Raw genomic sequence first — 25,265 nt, forward strand, 5'->3', positions numbered from 1 at the left:
CTTCACCTCTTGTTAGCTGGCCAATCCCCAAGGGCCTAGCTTACGACCTATCCCCGGGGTAAAAGTTGCCACCCCCGAAGGCTCGATCAATGCTCAAAAGGTGCTGCTGGCTACCAACGCCTTTGCCATTAGCGGTAGCAATATCCGTAAACGGGTCGCTGCGATTCGCGACAGGATCATTGTCACTGAGCCTCTCACCGATGAGCAATTAACACGTATTGGTTGGAAGCACCGTCAAGGGATTTACGACACCCGTACGCAGTTGAACTACATGCGCTTGACTGCCGACAACCAGATCTTTTTCGGTTGTCGACTAGGGTACTTTTATGAGAATGATACCGACCCGAAAGCAGACAAAACACCAGAAAACTTTCTCCCTCTAATCGAAAACTTTTATAAAACTTTCCCAGGGCTACGTGGGATTAATTTCTCCCATGCCTGGAGCGGTCCTATCGGACTGACCATACGAATGGCGGTGCACTTCCAGCGTTACCAAAACGGCGACATGATCTACTCTGGTGGTTACTCCGGTTTCGCCGTTACCGCGACTAGGTTCGGCTCACGGGTTGGGCTGGATATATTGGATGGGGAAAACACGCCGGAGAGCAAGCTGGGCTTTGCCAGCACGCTGCCGGACTACATCCCTCCCAAGCCGTTCCGCTGGAAGGCAATCTAGTACTCACAGATGCCGGTAAGACATTCTTCGAAGATCTCTTTAGCCAGAGGTCAAGTGAGAATTAACAAGATAGTTATACTACCACAGGCTCAAACAGAGAAAACGACGCGAGGCAATGGGTAACATCATTGCCTTGAAAATGTGTACCTTTCCAGATTCTGGCTTTAGTTTCGCACCAAGCTTCTATCAACAACCCAATCGTCTCAAGAAATTTCTCCGTACGCATGCAGCTAATCAACTTCCTCTAACTGATCGTGGCAGTATTGATACCTCCTGTCGTCACTGTCTTGTCAAAGCCCGACAAAACGCCTGAAGGTCACTTTCTGCCAAGGCAACTTTCCCAAGCTTTGTGCCTACTATAAGCTCCCTCATGTACTCTTAAATGACACTGCCTCCACGAACGTAACCCAGAAAAAACCCTTCCTAATGATGATTTTAGATCATTAAACGTAATCTTAGGACATATAATATGTCCATATTTCATCAGTCTCATAACCGTCATCGGTTCAAATCCGGTCCCCGCTACCAATATTTCGAAAGGCAGATCAGTTACTTATTGATCTGCCTTTTTTGTGTTTGTTTGTTGGCTAACTTCCTGTGACGTATATGTGACACATTGGCTTTTTTCTCTTCCTCAGCAATTTTTTCCTACGACCTTCAGGCAACAAGCTGCCTCGTCTCTTTGCGCTTCTTATCTCTCCCTGTCGTCATCAAATTCGAGCAAATCCCCTACCCCGCAGTTGAATAATTTACGCTAGAAGCGTGTGCCTATGGCCTTGCCTACTTAGACCAACATGAGCCTGATATTGCGATGACCTTGCGCCATATCTGGACATGTGCTTCACCGGGTGCACGCTACGGCCAGCCAGCCGCCATGACACTCGCTCGTTATATTCGTGATGCAGACGGGCAGAGTGCAATGACAGATAACCAACAGCGTGCGTTTCGTAGCAAAAGCCAGTGGGGCTTTAGCCGGATTGGGCAAAACGTTTTCTGGCGGCCTGAGACGCCTATGTTGCAGGCACAATAGCGCTAGAGAGTAGAAGAATTAGCCTGCCGCCGACGCTAACGCGTGGCGGCTTTTTTTATGCCTTACTTCGTCTGTCTTACAAACCCTAGGCAGGTCTACTGCTCAAGCGGTAGTTCTCTTTTGACGGGATTTCTTCACTGGCTTCATCGCCGCCCGCTCCGCTTTGATCCGATCCAGCAACGCCTCCGCACTGTTCTCCCCAGTGATCAGTTCGGGATTGTCCTTGCGCCATTGCTCGGTGAGCTCGCCCCGGAAGGCTTTGGCCAGGATGGACTGGGTGAGGTTGTTGACGCGGGCCAGGGCGTTGTTGACTTGTTGTTCGATGCGGTCGGCGTGGGCGAAGAGTTGGTCTACTCGGCGGACGATTTCGGTTTGTTCTTCGATGCTTGGAATTTCTACCGGGTAGGCCAAAATCTGTTTTCCGCTAATGTGCGGAATATCGCTGCCGGTTTGGTTGGGCTGTATGTAATTGCTGAACGAAATGTCTTGAAGCAAGACATATAGATAGTCAGGTAGCAGGTCGTTGAAGTCTTTAAATCGCGCTACTCGCTGGACTAAGACACATGGCAAATCTGACGGCTTGGCCCTCGCAATTTTCAATCCCGAGGAAATGATTGGTCGATCCATCGCCAAGACTATATCGCCGGAATTTATGAATAGGTGGCGAAACTCCGAGAGCTTGGCTTCAGGAAAGTACTTGGTTTCACTCCATCTTAGTGCTCCAGGCTCAATGTTTTGGCCCCTCAGTAATGAAATACCTCGATCGGTAAACTCCTTGCTTTTGAATGCATGTCCGATATCGATAGAGACGAATTTACTGAGCGCGTCTGATTCGACTTCGAATTCGGCTCCATTTCGCCACTCCTCCGTCAACCGCCCACTCACCGCCGCAGCCAGCACGGACTGGCGGAAGCGTTTGAGGATTTGCGGGACGCGTTCGAGGCGGGCTTTGGTGTTTTCCACCTGGGCCAGCAGGGTGTCGAGTTTGTCGGCGATGACTTTTTGTTCGGCGAGGGGTGGCAGCAAGAAATCGAATGTTTCAAGGTCGCCCTTATTGAAACCATTCTGTGCTGAGCGCGAGAGCAAACGCAGCTCTCCCTGGAAATGCTCAGAACCCAAATAGCCGTGCAGAAAACCACGATCCACAGAAGGAGGCATAATTACTTTTGCTAAGGCTACGTTGTAGGCTCCTTCCATGCCGGTGCAAATGCGTCCAAGTGATGCACCATAACGGCCAATCAATAGATCATCTTTATTACACTTCTTCAGTTTGGATGTGTCTGGGATAAAAGTCGGTACGGGCTTTTTCCCAAAGTCTCGAATCTGTAAGAGCCGTATATAACCCTCTCTGGGTTCACCAATAAACTGTGACTTTGGCGGTTGAGTTCCACCTTGAACGTCCAGGATTTCAGTGAATTTAAGAAATAACCATTCGGTGGGTATTTTGCGATCGGTCATTACTTAACCCCACCCATCACTTCCCCCAAAAGCACCCTCGCCCCATCAGCCTCCTCCTCAGCCCCCAATTCCCGCATCAACGCATCCAGCTCGCCCAGCGCCTGCACCAGCTCCCCCATCGCCTCACCCGCCAACACACTCGGCTCCGGCAAATTTGCGGCATCCACACTGTCGCTGTCTTTCAGCCACGAAATATCCAGCGAGTCGCCCTTGTGTTCGGCAATCCACTGGCGGCTGAAGCTGCGCCAGCGGCTGTGGGCCAGGCGTGGGTCGATGCCTTCGTTTTCGTCGCTGTGTTCGGGCAGTTCGATGTCTTCGGAGTGGAAGCTGTATTCGCCCTCTTTGCGCTCGCTGTCGCCGTTGGGGCTTTCCCCATACACGTCTTCAAACGGCTTCAGGTGCTGGTCACCAAAGGGGGTGCGCTTGCCGAAGCTGGGCATGTTGGTCCGCAAGTCGTAGACCCAGACGTTTTCGGTGCAGTTCTCTTCCTGGAACTTGTCCGTGGCGCTGCCCTTGGTGAAGAACAGCACGTTGGTTTTCACCCCCTGGGCGTAGAAGATGCCGGTGGGCAGGCGCAGGATGGTGTGCAGGTTGCATTTGTTCATTAAATCCCGGCGCACGTCGGTCCCCACGCCGGCTTCGAACAAAACGTTATCCGGCAGTACCACGGCGGCGCGGCCACCGGGTTTGAGGTTACGGTAGATGTGCTGCAAAAAGGCCAGTTGTTTGTTGCTGGTTTTGTAGGTCAAGTCGTCCCGGGTGATGCTGGCGTCGCCGCCCTTGCTGGTGCCAAAGGGCGGGTTGGCGAGGATCACGTCGGCCTTTTCCAGCCCGGCGCCGGTCTGCCCGAGGGCATTGCCCAGATGCACCACGCCTTCGGCATCGCCTTCCATGCCGTGCAGCAGGCAGTTCATCAGGGCCAGGCGGCGGGTGCCGGGCACCAGTTCGATGCCCACGTAGGCCCGGGTGGTCTGGAAGGTTTTGTCCTGCTCGTTCAGTTCGTACAGGTCGTCAGTCTGGCTTTTGATGTATTCGTGGGCCGCAATCAAAAAGCCTGCGGTGCCGGCGGCCGGGTCCTGTATGCGTTCGCCGGGTTGCGGCTTCAGGCAGCGCACCATGGTGTTGATCAGGGCGCGGGGGGTGAAGTACTGGCCGGCACCGGATTTGGTTTCGTTGGCGTTCTTTTCCAGCAGGCCTTCGTACAGGTCACCCAGGCCGTCTTTCTGGGCGCTGAACCAGTCGATCTGGTCCAGGGTCTTGATCATCTGCTCCAGGTGGCGGGGTTCGCGCAGGCGGGTCTGGGCATCGGCGTAGATGGCGCTGATCAGCGGGTCATCGTGTACCAGCGTGCCGTCGCCGTCTTTGCCCGTGGACAGGCTGAGCAGGATGCGTTTGTAGTCGTTCAGCAGGTTGATGCCGGATTTGCCGTTCAGGTCGGTCCAGCGGCAGCCTTCCGGCAGTGGGTGTCTCACCAGGGTGCCAAAATCCTTGTTCTCATGGACCATTTTGATAAACAGCAGCAGCACCAGTTCGGTGACGTAGTCCGAGTAGTTGATGCCGTCGTCCCGCAGAACGTCGCAGAGATTCCAGAGTTTTTGGACGATGTCGTTGTTGGTCATGGGTAATCCTTGGAAGGGCGCTCCGGCTTCTTCCGCGCCTTATGTATAAATAATCCGGAAATCTGTGCATGTGGCGGTCGACATGATAAGAAAAGCCGGTTTTCTATGCATGTCATTCAGATGGTTTTCAGGCACTTTGCTGCGGCCACATCGCCTCATTCAATTCCTCCAGCACCGTATCCAGCTGCGCTCCCAGTACCTTGTCCATTTGCCTTGCGCCGCCGTCATCGGCAAAGCGATGGTTCACAAACTCCCGGTCGATGATGACTTCATGCACCAACTGCTTGGCCAGGCGTTCCAGCCATTTGCGCTGGTTCGGAGTCCAGTTGTGCTGGGTGAGGATGCGGTCCATGGCCTCGGCCACGCGCTGTTCGAAGGGAATCAGTGGCTCGCCCAAAGCCGCGCGGCGGATGTAGCCGATGATGCTGGCGGCGATGTCTTTGTTGGTCTGGTTGCGCACGGCGCTTTGCAGGCGGGCTTCGGAGTAGCCGTGGTTGTCCAGCAGCAGTTTTACTTCCCGTAGCTGTTCCCGGGTGAGGTCCCGGGGTTTGTTGACCACGACTGCGAGCGCGGCGGACTGGTTGAGTTGCTGTTTGATGAACTCGTTGAAGCTGTCCAGGTAGTCTTCCGGCTTGTCGTGTACACCGTAGCTCTGGATACGTTCACGGATTTCGTCTTCGTGGTCGGAAATCAGCGGCATATATTCGCTGCCGACCAAGGATTTCACCTCTGCTAACTGGCTCAGCAGGCCGCTGTGCTGTTTGATAAACGCGGACGCTTGGCGCGGGCCGAGCTGGTGCAGATGCTGGTGCAGGGATTTGGGTTCCACGCCCCAGCTCTGGTGCAATTCGTCCAGTTTCTGTTTCAGTTCCGGGCGGCTTTCGGCTTTGTTGTCGGCCTTGCGCAGCACCCGCATGAGTCTCTGGCTGAGCTGGCTGAGCACCACGTCGGCCTGGCTTTCGTCGGGAACTTCGCCGGGGCTGTTGAGGGCTTTTTCCAGTTGCTCGTCGTCGGTGAGTTCGTCCACCAGTTGCTCCAGGGTGATGTTGGGGTCTTTCACCAGGGGCTTCATGGTGTTTACATCCTGCAGGGCCGCGTAGATGTCTACCGGATCGTAGATGCGGAATACTGTCTTACCGATCTCGTCGCAGCGGCGGGTGGCGCGGCCGATCATCTGTTCGTACAGGATGCGTGAGCGTATCCGGCGCATGAACACCAGGTTGCAGATGCGCGGCACGTCGATGCCGGTGGTCAGCAGGTCCACAGTAATGGCAATGTTGGGGTAGCGCTCGTTCTTGTAGCGGCGGATGAGCTGGTCCACCTTGTCGCTCTGGCCGGTGATTTTGGCCACGGCGGCTTCGTTGTACTGGCCGTTGTAGAGAGCTTTGAAGGCTTCATCCAGCAAGCGTTTGACCATATCCGCGTGCAAGTCGGTGGCACAGAAGATCATGGTTTTTTCGTCGCCGAACGGGTCCAGCTCCTGCACCAGTTGTTCGCAGATGACCCGGTTGAAATTCTCGTTGATCACCCGGCGGTTGAAGGCATCCACCTCGAAGTTGAGTTCGTCTTCCAGCTCGGTGGTGTTCACTTCTCCGGTCTGGCGGTTGATGACTTCGACCGGCTTGCCCTTCTCGAAGGTAATGCCGTTCTGGGTAAGGAGGGTTTCATAACGGATGGGCGGTTCGTGGTCGATCAGCCAGTCGTCTGCTACCGCTTCCCGGTAGGAGTAGGTGTACACCGGTTTGCCGAAAATCTCGCTGGTGTGCTTGGCCGGGGTGGCGGTCAGGCCGATTTTCACCGCATCGAAGTAATCCAGTACCCGGCGGTAGCTGGACAGGTACTGGCTGGTGTCCCGAAGGGCCAGTTCGCCCTCTGTCATTTCCTGGTCCAGGGTGTAGCCCCGGTGGGCTTCGTCGATGATGATGCAGTCGAACTGGTCGATGGGCGGCGGGTTGTCGCTCATGAAGATGCGTTTGACCATGGCCTGCACGGTGGCCACCTGGATGCGGGTTTCGGCTTCCGCCGCCATGTCGCCCAGCTCGGCGACGTTATAGATCTTGCTGAGGGTGTGGTTCTGTTCCAGCGGTGCTTCGTTGAAGGCGTCGATGGCTTGCTGGCCCAGGGCGGTGCGGTCCACCAGGAACAGGATGCGGTGAAAGCGTTCGGCTTTCAGGAAACGGTACATCAACCCGATGATGGTGCGGGTTTTACCGGTGCCGGTGGCCATGGCCAGCAGGGCGGTGCGAACGCCTCGGGCCAGAGCGTGTTCGGTGGCGACAATGGCCTTCTGCTGGTAATCCCGCAGTTTCAGGTAGCCGAAAGGCTCTTCCTTTAGCAGCTTCTCGGCGTTTTCTTTGTCCCGTTCCAGCAAATCCAGCAGCCCGCCCGGCGTGTGGAACTGCGGCAGTGCGCGGCGCAGGTTGCTGGGTTCGCGCACATCCCGGAACCAGGTGCCGGACTGTTCTGCCAGTTGTGGCACATAGGGCCGGCCGTTGCAGGAATACACGAAGGGCACGTGGTAATGGCCGCTTTCGTCTGCGGGCCATGCGATGGTGCGGCCCATCAACTCCCAGGCGCCGACTAACGGAGCTTCCACTTTGAAGCCCTTGCTGTAGCGCTCGGCCTGGCGAATTTTACCGGCCACGTTGGTGTTTTCTTTTTTGGCTTCCACCACGGCGATGGGCGTTAGCCCTACGAATAGCACGTAATCTGCCCGACCCTTCTCGCCGTTATGGTTGGTAGGCCATTCGGCAATCGCGCGATAGGTGCCTTTCTCCGGGCGGGCGCCTTTCTGGAAGGTGATATCCTGGCTGTCGGCTTCCCAGCCCGCTTCCTGCAGTTGCTGGTCAATGAGGATGCGGGTGAGTTCTTCGCTCAGTACCAGGGTGTCGGTGGCAGCTTTGGTTTTCTTGGCCACCTGTTGGCGCTGCTGGTTAACCGTCTGCTCGCCCTGCTCCGTGAGCTGTTGTTGCAGTGCTTTGATCTTTTGCTCGTAGGCCTGTTGCTGTTGGCTCAGGGCCTGTTCGTGCTGGCGGGCCTGCTCGGCCAGGGCGCGGGATTCTTCATCCATGGCCACGGCCAGGGCTTCGTATTCGGCTTTTTCCTGCTCGATCAGCTGGCTGAGCTGCTGGCTGCTGTCCAGCGCCATGTTGGCGTGTTGCAGGTCGTGCCGGAGCTTTTCGATGTCGCCCTGAAGCTGGCGCAACTGGGCGCTGGGGTCGGCGGGGGGTATGAAAGGGCCGGGCTTGAAGCTGGCACCGGCTTTACCGAAGGAGCGGTGAAACCAGATGGCCAGAGCCCGCGCCACTTTCAGGCCATCCATCGCTTCTTTGTGCTGGGTGCGGAACTGGTGGGTGGCCTTGTTGCCTTCAATGCGCAGGATGTGGAACAGCTCTTTGATCTGCGGTTCCAGCCGTAATTCGCGGTTCAGGCGGTACAGCAGTTCGGACTGGCTGGTTTGTTCGTCAAACTCGATACCGGAGAGCGCGGCCAGGTGTTGGGCCAGGGCTTCACCGAGCTGGCGGAGTTTGATCAGAGTGGTGTTGGGGTCACTGGAGAAAGCCCCCTCAGCAGCGGATGCCAACTGAACAAAAAGCGCGTCATGCTCGGCTAGGAAACTAAAATTTGTTGAGATTTGGTCGCTGACTCGCACAAACGGCTCCATGTCATCTGCATTTAGCACTTGCTAAGAAAGATTCATCTTTCAGCATTATGCTACTAATCAATGGACTTTATCAGGGTGGTGCGAAATGACCACCCATAACGCAGCTAAATATACAGAATACTTAATTCATCAGCAGTGCTGCAGGAGCAAGCCAATCCATGACCGATGTAGTGGCCAAAGCTTTGCAGCAAACCCGCCTCATTCACGAGGGGGCCGATTTCTTCACTGGTCAACGGGTAGAAACCGCTTTGCACGCGCTTGCGATTGGTAGCATGGGCACGATGATGCTGGCAATGATGTCACGGGTATCGCTAGGCCACACAGGTCGCGCCATTCGCACACTGCCAGGGATTGGGGTCGCGTTAGGGGTACTTCTTATCGCTGCGCTGCTACGCTCGGTATGGCTCGTGCTCTTTCCTCAATCTAGCCACTGGGTTTACAGCGTTGTCATTATTGCCTGGTGCTTAAGCTATCTAGTGTTTGTATTGCACTACGCTGTGCCACTGTTGAGCGCGCGTGTTGATGGCGAGGACGGCTAACCATCGCCAATTATTGGCGCGGCATACAGCAAGGGAGGATGAGGGTGATTGAACACTACTTAATACTGAAACATCTGCATATCACAGCGGCTTATGCCGCCTGACATTTTTTGTTCTACGGGCATTCTGGTCGGTTCGGGGAGTAGCTTTACTGCAAGCGCGCTGGGTTAAAATCGTACCCCATCTGATGGATACCCTACTGCTCACACTCGGGGTAACACTGGCCGTTATACTCAACTTCTGGCCACTACCGCTCTGGCTGAGCGCCAAAATCACCGCGCTTGTGATTTATATTTTGCTCGGCACTGTCGCTATCAAACGTGGTAAAACACCTAAAATTCGTGCTACTGCCGCTGTCGCCGCGGTTTTAGTGTTCGCTTATATAATCGGCGCTGCGGTAGAGCGCTCTGCCCTCTCCTGGCTTGGCTAAGGCATCAACGCTCGTGTCTAGAGGTGGGTAGCATATGAGCCCAGCAAGGCGGAGAAGAAGGTTCACTGTCGCTAGCGTCCTCTTCTGCAAGCGCGGCCAGCGTCGCTTCCTTTAGCACTGGAAGGTGCGACTTCTCTATGTGGCGACTTGCGGTGAGCAGCGTCAAACGCCCCTGCCGCGCATACGTCATTAGCGGTAGCAAATTATCTAGTGCTCTTTCCAGCTCATGACGGTAGCGTGAGTTAAACACTGCTTGGCTAATCTGTTGCTGATGGTAGTGACGGCGTAATTCGGTTGATGGCGCCACCTCCCTGCACCACTCATCCAGTGCCAGGGAGCTGTGCGATTTCCCGCGTGGCCACAACCGGTCGACTAATATTCGAGCTCCATCCTGCTCGTCGATAGGGGCGTATACGCGCTTTAGTTCAATGTGATAAATCATCGCTCTGTCACCCTATCCGCTGACAATGCCCTATTTGCTGCTACTCTAGAGATACTATCTCATGTGATGCAAAAAACGGTTTAGCCGATGTTCACTGGAGGGGTTAACGATGAAAGTAATGGCCTACATGAAGATGCCTTTCAGCTATCGTGAAGGGTGGCGAGAACTTCAGGCAAAGTCTCCCTCAATTCCACTGCTGGCATGGTGTGTGGTGTTACCCATGTCGCTGCTTCCCCCCGTTATGCTCTACTTTGCTGGCACGCATTATGGCGATGCTTTCATGACAGGCTTTGCTGACCGCGAGTGGCGGTTCATCACCACTATTCTCTTTTTAGCTGAACTACTGACCTTTTTCATCATGGGCTGGGTAATCCACGCCGTCGTCAATGGCACGGAGCAGCTCTCCATCAATTATCAAGATGCCTACCTGCTGGCGGCTTTGGCTCCTTTGCCTCTCTGGGCATCTTCATTGGCGCTGGGGGTGCCCAGTCTGCTCTTTAATACGCTAGTGGCGCTCTTTGCACTAGGCATCTCTTGCAGTTTGATTTACCACGGCTTACAAGCGCTCTGCACAAGAAAAGAGCATGACGTCGTCACTATCTCCGCTACCTACACCATTATGTCGGCTGGCATTTTAGGGTGGGGAGTGCTGTTAGCCGTTATTTAGGCTTATTGAGCGGGGATAGGTTTACAGTGATAGTGCATATCGACTAGGGAGCTCAGCTTGTTTGAGCCCCCTCCTACTTGCTCTATCGCCACTGCTCAGCAGCACCCTGCGAGTTACGCCGCATTTAACGCTTCGGCTGGGCCAAAGTGCTCAAAGTGTCGCTTCGAAGCTGGTACACCCAAGCGCTCCAGCTCTTGATTAATGAGCACCATAAAACCGTGTGGCCCTACGAAATAGCAACGAGCCTGGGCCGGCAAATAGTCCGATAGTAGACTCCGGTTAATGCGTCCTTGATGATTCCCGCCCGCCTCATTTTCGTAGATGGTGACAGTATTCAACTGGGCGGGGTATGCATTGCGTAACTCCGCCAAATCATCGGCAAAGGCGTGGTGCTCGGCATCTAGTGCAGCATGCAGGTAGGTAACGCTGCGCCCCTGTTCAAGCGCCTGCTTGGCAATTGGCAGCAAGGGTGTTTGACCGACGCCCCCGCTAATCAGCATCAACGGCTCTTTATTACCTGCCAAGATCAACTCACCCGCAGGCGGCAGCAGTTCGATGGTGTCGCCTACGTTAAGCTGATCATGAAAATAGCGGCTTGCTACACCGTGAGCTTCCCGTTTGATAGAGAGCCGATAGGAGTGCCCGTTGGGTACATCCGAAAGGCTATAGTGACGGTAAACCGGTTGGCCACCGATGGTAAGTTTGACACCGATATATTGCCCTGGGAGGTGGGCGGCAACTTGGCCACCATCTTCAGGTTCGAGAATGAACGAGCGAATCACGCGGCTTTCCTGGTGGGTTTTCGCAATACGAAAACGTCGAGCACCACGCCAACCGCCTGGCTCCTGCTCAAAAGCTTGGTAGCGCTGCTTTTCCAGGCTTATTAGCAGGTCAGCCAGCTCCTGATAGAGCGCACTCCAGGCATCGGCGACTTCCGGTGTTACTGCATCACCTAGTACTTCACCAATCGCCGCCATCAAACACTCACCCACAATGGGGTATTGATCCGGCTGAATGTCCAGGGCGACGTGCTTATTTACCACGATTTCTAACGTCTCTCTGGCTTTTTGAGGGGACTGGCGTAGCTGCACATAGGCAAGAATCATCCCTGCCAGTGCGCGGGGTTGCCCGCCATTTTGCTGATGCGCTTGATTAAATAGGGGCTTTACCTGGGGGTAGCGCTCAAACATAAGCGGGTAAAAGCGTTGAGTAATCACGTCTAGATGTTCTGCCACCACAGGTGCAGTGGCTTGAACAATCTCTTCTTGCATTGGTGTCAACATAAGCGCCTCATAAGATATATTTTAAATACATCTTTAAAATATCAAGCTTTCCCCTTGGCGTAAACAGAAGTCGAATATCATTTCCGCAGGCCTGCGCAGACCGTACAATAGAGTTTTACTTGAACTGATGGCCCTCTATGCACTTGACTCGCTATACCGATTACGCCATTCGCGTACTTCTCTACCTCGCGGTTAAGGGCGAAGAGCGCACCACGATCAATGAGATAGCACAGACGTTCTCCATCTCACGTAATCACTTGATGAAGATCGTTCAAGAGCTTAATCAGAAGGGGTATCTCACCGCCATACGCGGCAAAAGTGGTGGGTTATTGCTTGGCCGCTCACCAGAAACGATTTCACTGGGGGCTTTGGTCCGAGATACAGAACATGAGATGGCGCTGGTTGAGTGTTTTCGTGAAGATAATACATGTGTCATCACTCCCTCTTGCCGATTGCAGCCGATTCTGGCGGAAGCGCTCTCTGCATTTTTAAACGTGTTGGATCAATATACGCTTGCCGACTTGTTAGCAGATCGTACTTCACAGCTCTCAACGCTGATGCGTATTCCCACCCTCACCGTTCCCAACTAGCCGCTCAGTACTCGAAACACATATTTTCCGCTATGCTTATCCTGACCCGTTTAGCCAGGACGATAAGCATGGCCTTCCGCTTTGTGCCGCCCCTATCCGATGCTGACCATCAGGCATTAATGGCAACCTACACCTATGGAGAGAAACCGGCCCTGCGTCGTCGGGCTCATGCCATCGTACTGAGCCATCAAGGCCATACCATTGACCAGATCTGCAAGATTCTGACCGTCACCCGGGAAACGGTTTCGCTCTGGTTCGATGCCTGGGAGGCACAGGGCCTCGAAGGGCTCCGGGACAAGCCACGCACCGGTCGGCCCGCTATCTACAGTGATTCGGAGCGGGTACGGTTACTTGAACTCGTCCCAGAGGAACCTCATCAGTTGAAGGCCGTCCAGGCAAGGTTCCAACTGGAAACCGGTAAATGCGCCTGTACCATGACCCTCAAGCGTGCATTAAAAAAATCTGGGCTATAGCTTTAAGCGTACCCGGCGCTCCCTGAAAGGACGGCGCGACGAAACTGAGTTCCGCCATACTCAAGGCCTGCTGGCTGAGCTTCAGCGTTGGGAAGATCGGGGCGAGACGGAGCTGTACTATTTCGATGAATCAGGCTTTGCCCAGTCCTCAGCCTTACCTTACGCCTGGAGCCCTATCGGCCACCCTCGGGAAGTGCCGGCCTACTCGCATAGTCAGCGCCTGAACGTACTGGGCTTCCTGAGCCGTCAGGGCAAGCTGATCTACCACTCGACGATAGCAACCATCACCACCGAGGTGGTCATCGACGCCTTCGACCGCCTGGTTGCCCAGAAGCCGCCGGACGCCTTTGCCATCGTGGTGCTGGACAATGCCAGTGTCCATCGCTCGGCTCATTTCCAGCGCAAGCGACTAGATTGGCTGAATCAGCGTGTGCATGTCGTCTATCTCTCGCCGTATTCGCCAGAACTGAACCTGATCGAGATTCTTTGGCGCAAGGTCAAGTATGAGTGGCTGCCGTTGACGGCTTACGAAAGCTTCTCGTCCTTGAAAGACCATGTCCATAAGGTACTGTCAGGTTACGGCAGCGAATACCGGATTACTTTTTTATAGTTACTTAGTCCTAGGGCGTGATAAATGACCTGTAGCACATCGAGCAAACCGTCATCATGCGCCCAGGCGACTAGCTTACGATACCGCTTCCCGAGACTTAAGGTCACTGCTTCCAGTTGCTGGCTGTGACAATCTCCAATGTCTTCCCGTGTCATTAATAACCCTTACGTCCAGAAGCGGCATTTGCCGAAAACCGCTCTATCATAAGGTTTAAAGCCATTTTTAACCATTTAAGGACAAAATAAATGTCCTTAAATCATCAGTCTCATAACCGTCCCCGCTACCAAACATAGAAAAAGCCGATTCTTTAGGGAATCGGCTTTTTTGTGCGTGTACGGTAAGCAATGCTTGGGGAAGCAGCTCGTCGGGTTCAGCGCTTTATTTCCCTTCACTTCCTTGAATCCCTGGGCGGCTGCCTGCATATCATGGAGTAACCTTTTTCATGCGATGCAGAGTTTACCCATGTCGATTATTGATCCCCGTACCGGCAACCCGATGACTGCCGACCCTGCTGCGAGCAGTAACGCGCCCACCAGTGGCGAGCGACCTAGCGTGACTCGTGAAGAGGTCGTTATTGAGCTCAACGCAGGCAACATTCAGCAAGTACTGGAAGCCTCTATGCAGGTGCCAGTGCTGATGGACTGCTGGGCTCCTTGGTGCGAGCCGTGCAAGAACCTGATGCCGGTGCTTGAGAAACTGGCGGTGGAGTACGCTGGAGCCTTCTTGCTGGCAACGCTGGATGTGGAAGCCAACCCAGAGATCGCCGGGCAGTTGGGCGTGCGCTCCGTGCCTGACGTGAAGCTCATTAGCCAAGGCGGCTTAGTAGACAGCTTCCAAGGGGCACTGCCTGAAAAAGAAGTGCGCGAGTGGTTGAACCGCTACTTCCCTGCCCCCAGCGACGCGCCGCCCAGCCCCGAAGAGCAGGCGGAAGAAGCCTTGAGCGCTGGCGATGCCGCAGCCGCGCGGGAGATTTACCAAACGCTGATTGGCCAATACCCGGAACATTACGCCTACCAAATTGGCCTTGCCAAAGCGCTGGTGGCGGAAGGGCGTGGTGAAGAAGCCCGTAGCGTGCTGGATAACCTGCCGCCAGAGGAGCGCGATGCAGCACCCGCCCGTGGCGTTCGCGCCAGCATCGAGTTCAGCGAACAGGCACTCTCAACAGAAGAGATCGCCGCGCTGGGTGATCGCACTGACAGCGAAGCTCAGTACCAGCGGGCGCTACGCCAAGTGGCCGACGGCCAGTACGACGCAGGCCTGGAAGCCTTGCTGGCGCTGATGAAGCAGGACCGCGCCTATAACGACGACGCGGCCCGCAAAACGCTGCTACAGGTATTCGATGCGCTAGGGGCAGACCATCCACTAACCGTCACCTATCGTCGAAAGCTGTTTGCCCTGCTCTACTAGTACCACCGCCTACCTTACGCTTTTAACAGCGTATCCATCCGCGATAACGCCGCTTCCAACTGGGAAGCGGTGGTTCCAAAATTCAAGCGCACAAATCCCGGGCAGCCAAATGCCGCTCCGTCGGATAGCGCCACCCCTGCCTGCTCTAAAAGCGTCTTTGCCGGCGACTCTCCCAGCCCTGCTTCACGCATATCCAGCCACGCTAAATAGGTCGACTCTGGCGCGCTAAGCGACACGCCGGGCCACATCGCCACACGCGCTTCCAATAACTTCCGATGGCCACGCAGTACTTCTAAGAGCGCCTGACGCCAGGGCTCACCGTCACGATAGGCCGCCTCAGCAGCGACTAACCCCAGCACGTTACCATCGGGCAGAAACCCTTTGGTGGCAGCGGCAAAGCGTTGGCGCAGTGTGGCATCGGGAATCACCGCACAGGCGCTGGTGAGCCCGGCTAAGTTGAAGGTTTTTGACGGTGCCCACAGAGTGATCGTGCGTTTGGCCAGCTCAGGGAACAGCGCCACCAGGGGGCGATGACGTGCCCCTTCATCCAGCAGCAAATCGCAGTGCAGCTCATCGGAGACTACCCATAAATCGTGGCGCTCGACCAAGGCGGCTAACTGCTCAAGCTCGCTCAGCGTCCACACGCGCCCGGTCGGGTTATGAGGGTGGCACCAGAGCAGTAGCCGGGTTTGCGGGGTAATGGCCGCCTCCAGCGCCTCGATATCCAGCCGCCAAGGCTCGCCAGGGGCGGCTGGCTCCGCTAACATCGCCTGTTGCGCTAGCCGCCCAGTGCGTTCAGCCACGGCCAGGAAGGGCGGGTAAATAGGCGCAATGGTCAGCACGCCCTCCCCTGGCTGGGTCAATGCCATGGCAGCAAAGTGCAGCGCGGGCACTACACCGGGTAGCCACTGCTGCCATTCGGGCTCAATGGTCCACGCATAGTGGTGAGCGCTCCACTGGCAAAGGGCCGCTGTGAGCGTGGCGGGCACTTCGCCATAGCCGTAAACGCCGTGGGCCACCCGCCGTTGGAGCGCGTCGATTACCGCAGGCGGCGAATGAAAGTCCATATCGGCGACCCATAACGGCAGCACATCCTGCGCATAGCGGTGCCATTTCTGCGAGGCGTAATTTCCTTCGGGAGCACGTCGTTCGACGGGCGTGGCAAAATCGAACGCCATAACAAATCTCACTTATTTCCACGGGAGTAAATACTGAGCATGCCGCAAGATGACTTTTATACCAAGATGCGCGCTGGCCTATCGGCGCTGTTGCGGCAGTGGCGCTCGCTGGGTCAGGCAGATGCCGACCAGCTGGCACTCATCCTGGCAGAAACCGCTAGGGTCGCTAAACTAGGCACCCCCGATGCTACGCCAAGTGGCGCCACGCTGGAGCAGTGGAGCCAAGACCAGCAGGGCGAGATGCCGCTGTGGGCGCCACGCACGGCAGTGTTTCTGCTCAACCAGATGCCCGCCCGGCCTACCCCACAAAGCGATGAAGAAGCCTGCGCCTGGGCGTACTGCTGGCTGCGTAACCGCTCGTTTGATTCGCTGGACGCAGCCCGCACCGCCCTGCCTGCCCACTTAGCCGGACCGCTGGACGAGGCCCTGGCAGCTGCCTGGAGCGACCAACAGGGGCTGAGGCTGGTATAGCTTAGCGCCGTTTGCGCCCCGGTGATTTCGGCTTGAAGCCCGCAGGCTTGGTGGCAAGCCAATCGACAAAAGCGCGAATATCGGCATCGTTCATCAACGCTTCCAAACTAGCCAAGCGGTCGGCCAGCTCGCGCTCGCTGTAGAGACGGTGAATGTGCTTATGGCAGGGATGACACAGCCACACAATGGCCGTTAGCCGCTCTTCACGGCTATGGCGCTTTTGATAACGCGGCTTGTTATGCAGCGTCCTTGGAATGAGATGGTGCTTGGTGAGCGGCGATGCACGCTGGCACAGTTCGCAGCCACTGGGTTTAGGCGGCGGAGAGAGCACGTGGGTACCGGAATCCGGTGAAAGGGGCACGGTAAACAGCCTCACACGCTAGCAGCGTCTTAACGATTAATAACACCTAATGTGCTAAAAATCAGCAACATAATAATAGTAACCACATAATAAACGTAAGGAAAACGCCGCATGGTAGAAGTACCACTCACTTGGCAGTTAGCAAAGCTGGGGCTCTCCGTCAGCATGGTTTTGGGCTTAAGCGCTATCGCTGTCCGTGCTAGCCCGCGTATTGCAGGACTACTCTCAGGTTATCCTTTAGGCACCGCACTAGCGCTGTTTTTTATCGGTTTAGAGATCTCGCCCGCCTTCGCTACCCAGAGTGCCGTGCATACGCTGGCCGGGTTTACCGCGACAATGGCATTGGGGGCAGGTTATGTGGTCACAGGCCGCCAGCCTGGCATCAAGGGCGTTATTAGCGGTGTGCTGGGAGGCTTTGCCGCGTGGCTGGTCATGAGCACCCTGCTCGCGCAGTTCAGCTTTACCCGCTTCAGCGGCACGCTGGTGACGCTTTGTGCCATTGGCGTCTTCAGTTGGCTGTTCCGCTCCATTCCCGATGTGAAGAGTACCGCGAGCAGCGCCTTTTCTTGGCCCGCGCTAGCGGCACGCGCGGGGCTTGCCACTGTTATTATTTTTGCTATCACCCGTATCGCCCACTGGCTCCCCCCAGAGTGGGCAGGCACGCTGGCTGCATTTCCCGTCACCATGCTGCCATTTTTGCTGATCCTGCACGTGGGGCATGGGTATGCCCCCGTCGCCACAGTCATTAAGCATTATCCCATGGGCCTTGGCTCGCTGCTGAGCTATACCCTATGCGTTTCGTACACTTACAGTACGCTGGGGCTTTTCTGGGGAACGTTGGCAGGATTTCTCGCCGCGACCCTATGGCTGCTTGGCTGGATGCAGTTCACTGCTTGGCAACAACGCCGTAACGCTTGACCAAGCGCTCGCTTGGGTTAATTCTGGGAGGGTTCGTACCTCCCTCGTTCCCTCTAATAATAAGGATAGCGCTATGTTCACTCGCACCATTGAGCCCGCTTTTTACGATACGGATGCCCTCGGCCATATTAATAACACGCGCCTCCCCGCTTGGTTTGAGCTGGCACGCAACGACCTGTTCAAACTGTTTACACCCGACCTGAACCCTAAACAGTGGCGATTAATCATGGCGCGCATGGAAGTGGATTACCGCGCTGAACTGTTTTACGGCCATGACATCGAAATCCGTACCTATTTAACCCGTTTGGGCAACAGCTCGTTTACCGTCACCCAGGAAGCGCGGCAGCATGGTACGCTAACCAACTTAGGGCATACGGTAATGGTGCAGTACGACCATCAGGAGAAGCGCGCCGTTCCTATTGAGGGTGAGCTGCGCGAGGCGTTGACAGCACATTTGGATACCGCGCCCGCCTCCGCTTAATTCCCCCTGCCATGTATGGTGGGGCCTTCCAGGAGGAACCATGGCTATTCGCTATAATCTCTGGATTGACCCTGACAACACGGCGCAGCACCGCGCCGTGGAAGCCGACCTTGAACGCTACTTCATGGAGCGCTTCGCTGATTACCCGCATATCCGCTTGTTCGGCGCAGACCCCTACGATTATGATGCCCCATTCAATCGACTTTACGACGTGCTAATGGCCCGCGCAGCTGAGTATTGCGAGGAGAAATGGCGCTATGTCGCTTCTCCAGAGCAGCTCAATCGCTGTTTTTTCCGCGCCGTTGGCCGCTCAAATAAATTTGTCCAAGACGACCGAAAGTGAGAGTTCTACGCAATGGTAATTCGTACCGACCAAGCACCCGACGAGCGCCAGCTGGCGATTATTACCCAACAGCTCGGGCGAGCGCCTCGCGGTATCGAAGCCGTTGCAGCCACGGATACACAGGGCACCCCTTTAGTGCTGCGCATGTCGCCGATTGTGGATGGCAAGCCTTTCCCCACGCTTTACTGGCTCTGTTCCGACCTGCTTAAAATCGAGATTTCGCGCATTGAGGCCGTGGGCGTGATCAAGTTACTAGAACAGCGTCTGCAGGAAGAACCTGACTTCTTAGCCGCTTACCAACAGAGCCATCGCGATTACGTTGATGCCCGCTGGCGCTTTATGAGCGAGGCTCAGCGTGAAGAAGTGGCACGCCTGGGCTACACCGATGTCCTCACCGAACGCGGTGTAGGCGGCATCAGCAACTGGCAGCAGGTGCGCTGCCTACATACTCAATACGCCCATCATCTGTGCGGTAACAATGTGATTGGACAGTGGATGGACGAACACTACGACGTACAGCGCTGCCTAGGCTAGATGTCCTGCAATGCCTCCCGCTGATTCATCCTTAACTCCTCTGCGATAAGGACGCCCCGACTATGTCACGCATCTGTGTTTACCTCGGCTCAAGAGAGGGCAACAGCCCAGCATTCCGCCAAGCCGCCCATACGCTTGGCACGGCTCTTGGGCAACGCGGGCACACCTTGGTATACGGCGGCGCACGCGTCGGACTAATGGGGGAACTGGCCAATGCGGCACTAAACGCGGGTGGCAGCGTCATCGGCGTTATGCCCGACCATCTCGTTGAGCGTGAACAGGCTCATTTCGGATTAACCGAGCTGATTCGCGTGCCTAATATGCATGAACGTAAAGCCACCATGGCGGCGAACGCTGACGCCTTTATCGCCTTGCCCGGTGGCATTGGCACGTTTGAGGAGTTGTTTGAGATCTGGACCTGGGGCTATTTGGGGCTACACGACAAGCCGATGGGCCTGCTAGATACCGATGGATTTTACGCCCCACTGCTGGCGTTTTTAGACAGCACGGTCAGCCACGGCTTTCTGGCGCAAGCTACACGAGATATGCTGCTTGATGCACCGACGCCCAGCCAGCTATTAGACGCTTTAGAAGCAGAACTAAGCTGAGTACGAGCAGAGTAGAATGGAAATTTATACTTTGCCAGTCAGCGTGCGCGTACGCTGATAGGTGAGCTGGAGCAAGCGAGCATCTTCCCCAGCACGGTGGCGGTGGATGCCACGCTCAGCCACTACCGCCTCTTTGGTATCGCTCCACAGCGCCTGTTGCTCTTCGCTGAGCAGGATGCGTAGCGCTTCCAGGCGAAAGCGTGGCAGCATGCCAGCATGGTGGAACAGTAACGACAGCCAGGTATTATCGTAGCCCCAACTATCGCTATAAGCCTTACCTAGCTCCCGCAGTTCATCATTAAGCCACTGGGCAACTTGGCGCACCGGGTAGCCCTCTTTCATCAGCCGATCACGAGAAATACCGTGCAGTAGCTCGGCTTTTGGATCCCAATGGCTCCACTCATCTAATGGCTGAATAAGAAACGCACAGCAGCTACCGTCAGCACGCGCAATGCCAACTTCAATCGGGTAGCTGCCGCGCCCGAATCCGGACGCTTCAATATCTAGCACTGTGGGTAGCGTCTCGGACACTGACTTCCTCTTTTACGTATCGCAACACCTGACTGACGATTTAGGCGGCGGCCATCTCCACTGCTGGCTGTTGCTCTGCCATGCGCTGCCAGTAATCGGCCTGCTCGTGATCTACCGACAAGCCTAGCTCACCGATTCGGTAAGCACGCGCCAGGCGCTCAGCCGCTAAGTAGTGCCCCGCCTGTGCCGCACGGGCATACCAGGTGACCGCATAATCCTCACGACGGGGGTACTGTACACAGCCGTGCTCGTGAATTTGCGCAACCTGATACTGCGACTTTACATCGCCCGCCTGGGCGGCTTCTAGCACATAGCGCGCACCACGAGCTTTATCTTGTGGAGATAAACTGCGATGGAACAGCATATGCCCGTAAATAGACTGCGCATCTGGGTGCCCCGCTTCTGCACACCGTTTAAACAGTCGCATGGTAAGGCGCTGCGTGCGCGGTGAGCGCGGTAGTAACCAACGAGTATGGAACAACTGTTCGGCCAGTCGAAACTCTAACCGTGTAAACAATGATGATGCCTGCGGCATGGCAAACCACCCTGCCTATCTGTTGAGACCTTCGGCTAACCATCTCACCTTCCGCGACGGCTAACCATACGATAAACCGGCGCTTGGCCGGTCGATGGGCTGGCAAGCATACGCCTGCCTTCGTCGTGACTCAACCCTATTGATTTGCTGCTTTTGTAGACCCTCGCTAACATGCCTCCCACAGGCTGATATCGGCGATATAGATCGCCACCTTTCCAGACACATTTTCGCCTTAGCGAGGAGACAATCATGCAAACGCGCCCACTGGGTAGAACCGGAATTGAGGTCAGCCGACTCTGTCTAGGCACCATGACCTTTGGTGAGCAAAACAGCGAAACTGAGGCTCATGAACAGCTCGACCGCGCGGTGGCGTTCGGTATTAACTTTATCGACACGGCGGAGATGTATCCAGTTCCTCCAAAAGCAGAGACACAAGGGTTAACAGAGACTTATATCGGTAGTTGGCTAAAAGCACGGGGCGCTCGCGACGATGTCATCATCGCTACCAAAGCGGCAGGCCCAGGTTTGGAGCATATCCGCGGCGGCCCCAAAATGAGCCGGGACCACCTTCATCAAGCTATTGATACCAGCCTTGAGCGTCTGCAAACGGATTACGTCGATCTGTATCAGTTGCACTGGCCTGATCGTAACACCAACTTTTTCGGCAAACTTGGCTACACCCACGCTGAGCAGGAAGACGCCACTCCGTTGGAAGAGACGCTCTCCGCACTTAAAGAGCTGGTCGATGCAGGTAAAATTCGGGCTGTAGGGCTCTCAAATGATACCCCTTGGGGCGTCATGCGGATGTTACAGCTCTCTGATCAACTAGGACTGCCTCGTGTTGCCTCCATCCAAAACCCCTACAATCTGCTGAACCGTTCATTTGAAGTGGGCTTAGCAGAAGTTGCACATCGTGAAGATGTGGGCCTGCTGGCCTACTCACCGCTGGGGTTTGGCGTGCTATCAGGCAAGTACCTTAACGGTGCTCAACCGCCAAAGGGCCGCTTGACGCTCTATGAGCGCTTTAAGCGCTATACCTCGCCGGAGGCAGAGGCCGCTACGCAGGCTTACGTCAACCTAGCCAAAGAGCACGGGCTCGACCCAGCGCAGATGGCACTGGCGTTTATTAACTCGCGCAGCTTCCTTACCAGCAATATTATTGGTGCTACCACCATGGATCAGTTGGAAAGCAACTTGGCCAGCGAGAGCTTGAAGCTGGATGAGGAAGTGTTAACCGCCATCGACGACATCCATCGTCGTATGCCCAATCCTTGCCCTTAACGGCTCCTATCGTGCCGATAGCCTCGGCCACCGCCGAGGCTTGGTATAATCTTTCGACTTACTCTTTTTTCGTTACTCATTTCGGGTAGCGACTCTCTTTTGCCACGGCACAAGGAGCACGCCATGCTGAGCGTTATTTCCCCCGCCAAAACGCTGGACTTTGAAACACCCTCCACCACTCAGAACGTCACCCAACCGGACTTCCTCGACTATAGCCAGCCGTTGATCGACATCTTGCGCGACTACTCCCCACAGCAGCTAAGCGATCTCATGGGGATTAGCGATAAGCTGGCCGGACTGAATGCGGCTCGCTTTGCTGATTGGCAGCCCCCCTTCTCTCTCGATAATGCGAAACCCGCCGTACAGGCTTTTCAGGGGGACGTGTACACCGGCCTTGAAGCCGACACCTTTAGCGAAGCGGATAACCAGTTCGCCCAGCAGCATTTACGTATTTTATCGGGCCTGTATGGCTTACTGCGGCCTCTGGATCTCATCCAGGCCTACCGGCTGGAGATGGGCACCAAACTGCCTAATGACGCAGGTAAGGACCTCTACGCTTACTGGAAGCCGACGCTCACGCATGCACTGAACAGCGCCATCGCTGAGAGCGGCTCGAAAGTGCTGGTGAACTTAGCCTCCAACGAGTACTTCAAAGCCGTAGATGTAAAAAAGCTAGATGCTCAAGTAATAACGCCAGTCTTTAAGGATGAAAAGAACGGTACCTTCAAAATCATCAGTTTCTACGCCAAAAAAGCCCGGGGATTGATGAGCGCTTGGATCATTCAGCAGCAGATCAATAGCCCGGAGGCACTCCAGGGCTTCGACGTGGCAGGATACCGCTTTGATGCAGCGGCTTCAGAAGGCGATACGCTAATGTTCACTCGCCGTGAAACGGACCGTTAAGATCAATAGAACGTCACTGTTTGAGCTGATCGCGGCTTCAGAAAGTGTCGATGGATCTCTTTGAAGGTGGCTGTGTCGCAACGGTAAAGCCACTCATAGGCCACCATATCGGCGGAGACCGCCGTCGCGCCATTCGCACAGGCACGCTCTCTTGCAAGGCGCGCCTCTTCTGGGCGGCGGCTGGCGGCCGCCTCACTGAGCCAGAACACTTTATATCCCGCTTCTAATAGACCAAGTGCGCTCTGCAGCACGCAAATGTGTGCTTCGGTTCCGCATATCACCACTTGTTTGCGGCCAAGGGCTGCCAGCGCCTGTGTAAACGCAGGCTCCTCGGTCACACTAAAGTGTAGCTTTTGCCACGTCTGGTGCGCCCCTAAACCACTCAATAGTCGGGCATCGGTTCCGCCCAGACGCTCGGGATACTGTTCGGTAAGCCATACTGGCACCTGCAAATAGTTGGCAATGCCTGCCAGCCACGCCGCCTCTTGGATAGCGTTGTCGCCCCCTTCTATCACCGGCAGCAATCCGGCCTGAAAATCAACCATGAGCAACACACTTTGGGTCTGATCTAAACGCACTTTTTGCTCCTACTTTTGTCTTTATAGTGAATTCCACCATAACCCGCGCGGTGCGTTACACGGTAAACTGGCGATTGACTATTTTCTATGCGCTTCATTCAGAGGCGTTGGGCATTACCTGTATCCTTATTGGAGAATCAACATGTTAAGGCAATTCTTTGTCATGCTACTGGTGAGCGTCATGGGCTTTAGCGCCGCAATTGAGCACGCTGAAGCACGCCGTTTAGGCGGCGGCAGCAGTATGGGCAGCGTCTCGCGCTCCGCTGACCGCCCAGCCAGTACACCTGCACAGCAACAGGCGCAGGGCACTCAGCAACAGGGAGCAGGTGCTGCCACCGCTCGCCGTGGTGGTATGGGCGGTATGATGGGTGGGTTACTGGCAGGCGGCCTGCTAGCGGCGCTTTTCTTTGGAGGCGCGTTCGATGAACTGCGCATGATGGATCTCCTGCTGATGGCTGGCATCGCAGCGCTTGCCATCTTCGCTTTCCGCGCCTTTATGCGGCAGCGACGTCCTGCATCTGCCAACGCGGCTGGCTATCAGCGTGAACGCCAGGAGACTCAGCACACACCTACCAGTAACTTCACAGCAGCGCCTGGCAGCCTTGCAAGCGGTTTGCAGAGCACGCCGGACTGGTTTGATAAAGAGCGTTTTCTCGGCGGTGCAAAAGAGCATTTTATGACGCTTCAGCGCGCTTGGGATAATAACGATTTCAGCCAAATTCAAGAGTACGTTACGCCAGAGCTTTACAACCTGCTGCGTCAAGAACGTGCCGAGCAGCCTGCCAATAACCGTACAGAGGTAGTGCGTCTGTTTGCGGAGCTTGGCGATATTAATGAGTACGACGGCCACGCCGAAGCTACCGTTATTTTCCACGGCATTTTGGAAGAGAATAGTGAGCAAACTGAGTTTAACGAAACGTGGCATTTGACCCGTGCCATGCGCGATCAAGCACCTTGGTATTTGCAGGGTATTGAGCAAAACCCAGGCGCATAAACCTAGCTACATAGGTTAATAAGCCCTAAAACACAAAACAGCCGCTTCTTAGCGGCTGTTTTTGTATCGATATAATGTCAAGCTACTCGATAGCATCATGATAAGCGACAGGCTCGCTTAGTCCTCGGCGGACTCTTCAATATTCTCACCCATCTCTTCTAGGCTATCGCCAGCGTCTTCCATGCTCTCATCGATATTCTCACCAGCCTCTTCCGCTGGGCCTTGATTATCACAAGCGGCCAAACCGCCCATCATCATGGCCATTAGTAATGCGAGTGCAAGCTTCTTCATTAGTGGGGTACTCATATCGCCTCTCCTCCTGAGATGGTGCTTCAATAATAGGTACCCACTCATACTAGTTGCTCGCCACGCCTATCGCCACCACAGCCTAGTAACTCCTTGTTATTTAATTTCTTAAAACGATCGTTTCAAGGAAGCTTTGTGCATATCGCTGTATACATTAGAGAAAGCAAAAAGCCCCGAGCAGGCGGTGCGCGGGGCTTGGGTCATGGCGCGCTTATCAAGCGCGCAACAAAAAACCCAGCCGATGGGCTGGGTTCTTTGCGGTATAAGTGCCTGACGATGACCTACTCTCGCATGGGGAGACCCCACACTACCATCGGCGCTAAGCGGTTTCACTGCTGAGTTCGGCAAGGGATCA

Annotated in this window: 28 protein-coding genes and 1 rRNA gene; 17 read left to right on the plus strand and 12 right to left on the minus strand. The window is 55.3% G+C overall.

Annotation, left to right across the window (positions count from 1 at the left end; genetic code table 11):
- Positions 1-49: 49 nt before the first annotated feature.
- Positions 50-676, plus strand: a complete 627-nt coding sequence (locus tag ACIGG6_RS08300; protein ID WP_399843877.1) for an NAD(P)/FAD-dependent oxidoreductase — start codon at positions 50-52, stop codon at positions 674-676.
- An 811-nt stretch (positions 677-1,487) separates the two neighbouring features.
- Complete coding sequence (locus tag ACIGG6_RS08305; protein WP_044629634.1) at positions 1,488-1,706, plus strand: hypothetical protein; 219 nt, start codon at positions 1,488-1,490, stop codon at positions 1,704-1,706.
- 102 nt (positions 1,707-1,808) lie between these two features.
- Here the strand turns inward: ACIGG6_RS08305 and ACIGG6_RS08310 are convergent, their stop codons facing one another.
- From ACIGG6_RS08310 to hsdR, 3 genes are all read right to left on the minus strand, one after another.
- Complete coding sequence (locus ACIGG6_RS08310) at positions 1,809-3,164, minus strand: restriction endonuclease subunit S (protein WP_399843842.1); 1,356 nt, start codon at positions 3,162-3,164, stop codon at positions 1,809-1,811.
- Positions 3,164-4,783 carry a class I SAM-dependent DNA methyltransferase gene (locus tag ACIGG6_RS08315; RefSeq protein ID WP_399843844.1) on the minus strand — a complete coding sequence of 540 codons (1,620 nt, stop codon included), beginning with the start codon at positions 4,781-4,783 and terminating at the stop codon, positions 3,164-3,166. The genes ACIGG6_RS08310 and ACIGG6_RS08315 overlap by 1 nt, the downstream gene beginning before the upstream one ends.
- Before the next feature lie 127 nt (positions 4,784-4,910).
- Positions 4,911-8,435 carry a type I restriction-modification system endonuclease gene (hsdR, locus tag ACIGG6_RS08320; RefSeq protein ID WP_399843845.1) on the minus strand — a complete coding sequence of 1,175 codons (3,525 nt, stop codon included), beginning with the start codon at positions 8,433-8,435 and terminating at the stop codon, positions 4,911-4,913.
- Positions 8,436-8,605: 170 nt separating this feature from the next.
- On the opposite strand from hsdR, the gene ACIGG6_RS08325 reads away from it, so the two are divergent.
- Entirely contained in the window at positions 8,606-8,986 is a 381-nt protein-coding gene (locus tag ACIGG6_RS08325; RefSeq protein WP_399843847.1) for an NnrS family protein, read from the plus strand.
- 151 nt (positions 8,987-9,137) lie between these two features.
- On the plus strand, positions 9,138-9,416 hold the full coding sequence (locus ACIGG6_RS08330; RefSeq protein WP_399843878.1) for a SirB2 family protein: 279 nt from the start codon (positions 9,138-9,140) through the stop codon (positions 9,414-9,416).
- 4 nt (positions 9,417-9,420) lie between these two features.
- Here the strand turns inward: ACIGG6_RS08330 and ACIGG6_RS08335 are convergent, their stop codons facing one another.
- A complete protein-coding gene (locus ACIGG6_RS08335; RefSeq protein WP_399843849.1) occupies positions 9,421-9,858 on the minus strand; it encodes a DUF488 domain-containing protein in 438 nt (145 codons plus the stop codon).
- Between the two features lie 109 nt (positions 9,859-9,967).
- Between ACIGG6_RS08335 and ACIGG6_RS08340 the strand changes: the two genes are divergently transcribed.
- Positions 9,968-10,525, plus strand: a complete 558-nt coding sequence (locus ACIGG6_RS08340) for a YIP1 family protein (protein WP_399843851.1) — start codon at positions 9,968-9,970, stop codon at positions 10,523-10,525.
- A gap of 113 nt (positions 10,526-10,638) precedes the next feature.
- On the opposite strand, the gene hmpA is transcribed toward ACIGG6_RS08340, so the two are convergent.
- On the minus strand, positions 10,639-11,808 hold the full coding sequence (hmpA, locus tag ACIGG6_RS08345) for an NO-inducible flavohemoprotein (RefSeq protein WP_399843852.1): 1,170 nt from the start codon (positions 11,806-11,808) through the stop codon (positions 10,639-10,641).
- Positions 11,809-11,945: 137 nt separating this feature from the next.
- Between hmpA and ACIGG6_RS08350 the strand changes: the two genes are divergently transcribed.
- From ACIGG6_RS08350 to ACIGG6_RS08360, 3 genes are all read left to right on the plus strand, one after another.
- Positions 11,946-12,398 carry an RrF2 family transcriptional regulator gene (locus ACIGG6_RS08350; protein WP_399843854.1) on the plus strand — a complete coding sequence of 151 codons (453 nt, stop codon included), beginning with the start codon at positions 11,946-11,948 and terminating at the stop codon, positions 12,396-12,398.
- A gap of 68 nt (positions 12,399-12,466) precedes the next feature.
- Positions 12,467-13,481, plus strand: a protein-coding gene (locus tag ACIGG6_RS08355; protein WP_399843856.1) for an IS630 family transposase whose coding sequence is annotated in 2 segments (ribosomal slippage) — positions 12,467-12,862 and positions 12,864-13,481 — 1,014 coding nt in all. Because the reading frame shifts where the segments join, the coding sequence is not laid out codon by codon here.
- Between the two features lie 462 nt (positions 13,482-13,943).
- Positions 13,944-14,888, plus strand: a complete 945-nt coding sequence (locus ACIGG6_RS08360; protein WP_399843858.1) for a tetratricopeptide repeat protein — start codon at positions 13,944-13,946, stop codon at positions 14,886-14,888.
- A 14-nt stretch (positions 14,889-14,902) separates the two neighbouring features.
- On the opposite strand, the gene ACIGG6_RS08365 is transcribed toward ACIGG6_RS08360, so the two are convergent.
- Positions 14,903-16,066 (minus strand): MalY/PatB family protein, encoded by a 1,164-nt coding sequence (locus ACIGG6_RS08365; protein WP_058579718.1) that lies wholly within the window; start codon positions 16,064-16,066, stop codon positions 14,903-14,905.
- Between the two features lie 39 nt (positions 16,067-16,105).
- On the opposite strand from ACIGG6_RS08365, the gene ACIGG6_RS08370 reads away from it, so the two are divergent.
- Positions 16,106-16,537: a hypothetical protein gene (locus ACIGG6_RS08370; RefSeq protein ID WP_399843860.1), complete on the plus strand. Its 432-nt coding sequence runs from the start codon at positions 16,106-16,108 to the stop codon at positions 16,535-16,537.
- Between the two features lies 1 nt (position 16,538).
- Here the strand turns inward: ACIGG6_RS08370 and ACIGG6_RS08375 are convergent, their stop codons facing one another.
- A complete protein-coding gene (locus ACIGG6_RS08375) occupies positions 16,539-16,898 on the minus strand; it encodes a hypothetical protein (protein WP_399843862.1) in 360 nt (119 codons plus the stop codon).
- A 111-nt stretch (positions 16,899-17,009) separates the two neighbouring features.
- On the opposite strand from ACIGG6_RS08375, the gene ACIGG6_RS08380 reads away from it, so the two are divergent.
- The 5 genes from ACIGG6_RS08380 to ACIGG6_RS08400 all read left to right on the plus strand — a co-directional run bounded on the left by ACIGG6_RS08380 (position 17,010) and on the right by ACIGG6_RS08400 (position 19,782).
- Positions 17,010-17,816, plus strand: coding sequence for a hypothetical protein (locus tag ACIGG6_RS08380; RefSeq protein WP_044630717.1), 807 nt, complete (start codon positions 17,010-17,012; stop codon positions 17,814-17,816).
- Positions 17,817-17,889: 73 nt separating this feature from the next.
- On the plus strand, positions 17,890-18,297 hold the full coding sequence (locus ACIGG6_RS08385) for an acyl-CoA thioesterase (RefSeq protein WP_044630716.1): 408 nt from the start codon (positions 17,890-17,892) through the stop codon (positions 18,295-18,297).
- Positions 18,298-18,337: 40 nt separating this feature from the next.
- Complete coding sequence (locus tag ACIGG6_RS08390; protein ID WP_044630715.1) at positions 18,338-18,640, plus strand: hypothetical protein; 303 nt, start codon at positions 18,338-18,340, stop codon at positions 18,638-18,640.
- A gap of 12 nt (positions 18,641-18,652) precedes the next feature.
- Entirely contained in the window at positions 18,653-19,174 is a 522-nt protein-coding gene (locus tag ACIGG6_RS08395; RefSeq protein ID WP_287148396.1) for a DUF501 domain-containing protein, read from the plus strand.
- A gap of 62 nt (positions 19,175-19,236) precedes the next feature.
- A complete protein-coding gene (locus ACIGG6_RS08400) occupies positions 19,237-19,782 on the plus strand; it encodes an LOG family protein (protein WP_058579720.1) in 546 nt (181 codons plus the stop codon).
- A gap of 24 nt (positions 19,783-19,806) precedes the next feature.
- Here the strand turns inward: ACIGG6_RS08400 and ACIGG6_RS08405 are convergent, their stop codons facing one another.
- Together ACIGG6_RS08405 and ACIGG6_RS08410 are read right to left on the minus strand one after the other, a co-directional pair.
- On the minus strand, positions 19,807-20,313 hold the full coding sequence (locus ACIGG6_RS08405) for a hypothetical protein (protein ID WP_399843865.1): 507 nt from the start codon (positions 20,311-20,313) through the stop codon (positions 19,807-19,809).
- A 40-nt stretch (positions 20,314-20,353) separates the two neighbouring features.
- The gene (locus ACIGG6_RS08410) at positions 20,354-20,848 is read right to left on the minus strand and encodes a tetratricopeptide repeat protein (protein ID WP_137093688.1); all 495 of its coding nucleotides are present in this window, start codon (positions 20,846-20,848) and stop codon (positions 20,354-20,356) included.
- Between the two features lie 249 nt (positions 20,849-21,097).
- On the opposite strand from ACIGG6_RS08410, the gene ACIGG6_RS08415 reads away from it, so the two are divergent.
- Together ACIGG6_RS08415 and yaaA are read left to right on the plus strand one after the other, a co-directional pair.
- Positions 21,098-22,129: an NADP(H)-dependent aldo-keto reductase gene (locus tag ACIGG6_RS08415; protein WP_058579722.1), complete on the plus strand. Its 1,032-nt coding sequence runs from the start codon at positions 21,098-21,100 to the stop codon at positions 22,127-22,129.
- A gap of 123 nt (positions 22,130-22,252) precedes the next feature.
- Entirely contained in the window at positions 22,253-23,032 is a 780-nt protein-coding gene (gene yaaA / locus ACIGG6_RS08420; protein ID WP_399843866.1) for a peroxide stress protein YaaA, read from the plus strand.
- A 2-nt stretch (positions 23,033-23,034) separates the two neighbouring features.
- Here the strand turns inward: yaaA and ACIGG6_RS08425 are convergent, their stop codons facing one another.
- The gene (locus tag ACIGG6_RS08425) at positions 23,035-23,610 is read right to left on the minus strand and encodes an isochorismatase family protein (protein WP_399843868.1); all 576 of its coding nucleotides are present in this window, start codon (positions 23,608-23,610) and stop codon (positions 23,035-23,037) included.
- Positions 23,611-23,752: 142 nt separating this feature from the next.
- On the opposite strand from ACIGG6_RS08425, the gene ACIGG6_RS08430 reads away from it, so the two are divergent.
- Positions 23,753-24,604 carry a Tim44 domain-containing protein gene (locus tag ACIGG6_RS08430; RefSeq protein WP_399843870.1) on the plus strand — a complete coding sequence of 284 codons (852 nt, stop codon included), beginning with the start codon at positions 23,753-23,755 and terminating at the stop codon, positions 24,602-24,604.
- 117 nt (positions 24,605-24,721) lie between these two features.
- Here ACIGG6_RS08430 and ACIGG6_RS08435 read toward each other — a convergent pair whose 3' ends face one another.
- Both ACIGG6_RS08435 and rrf read right to left on the minus strand, forming a co-directional pair.
- Positions 24,722-24,910, minus strand: a complete 189-nt coding sequence (locus ACIGG6_RS08435; RefSeq protein WP_044630706.1) for a hypothetical protein — start codon at positions 24,908-24,910, stop codon at positions 24,722-24,724.
- A gap of 268 nt (positions 24,911-25,178) precedes the next feature.
- Positions 25,179-25,265: ribosomal RNA gene (gene rrf, locus ACIGG6_RS08440) — 5S ribosomal RNA — on the minus strand; the annotation flags it as partial.

This window comes from Vreelandella lionensis, assembly GCF_044543515.1.
Taxonomy (GTDB): Bacteria; Pseudomonadota; Gammaproteobacteria; order Pseudomonadales; family Halomonadaceae; genus Vreelandella; species Vreelandella lionensis.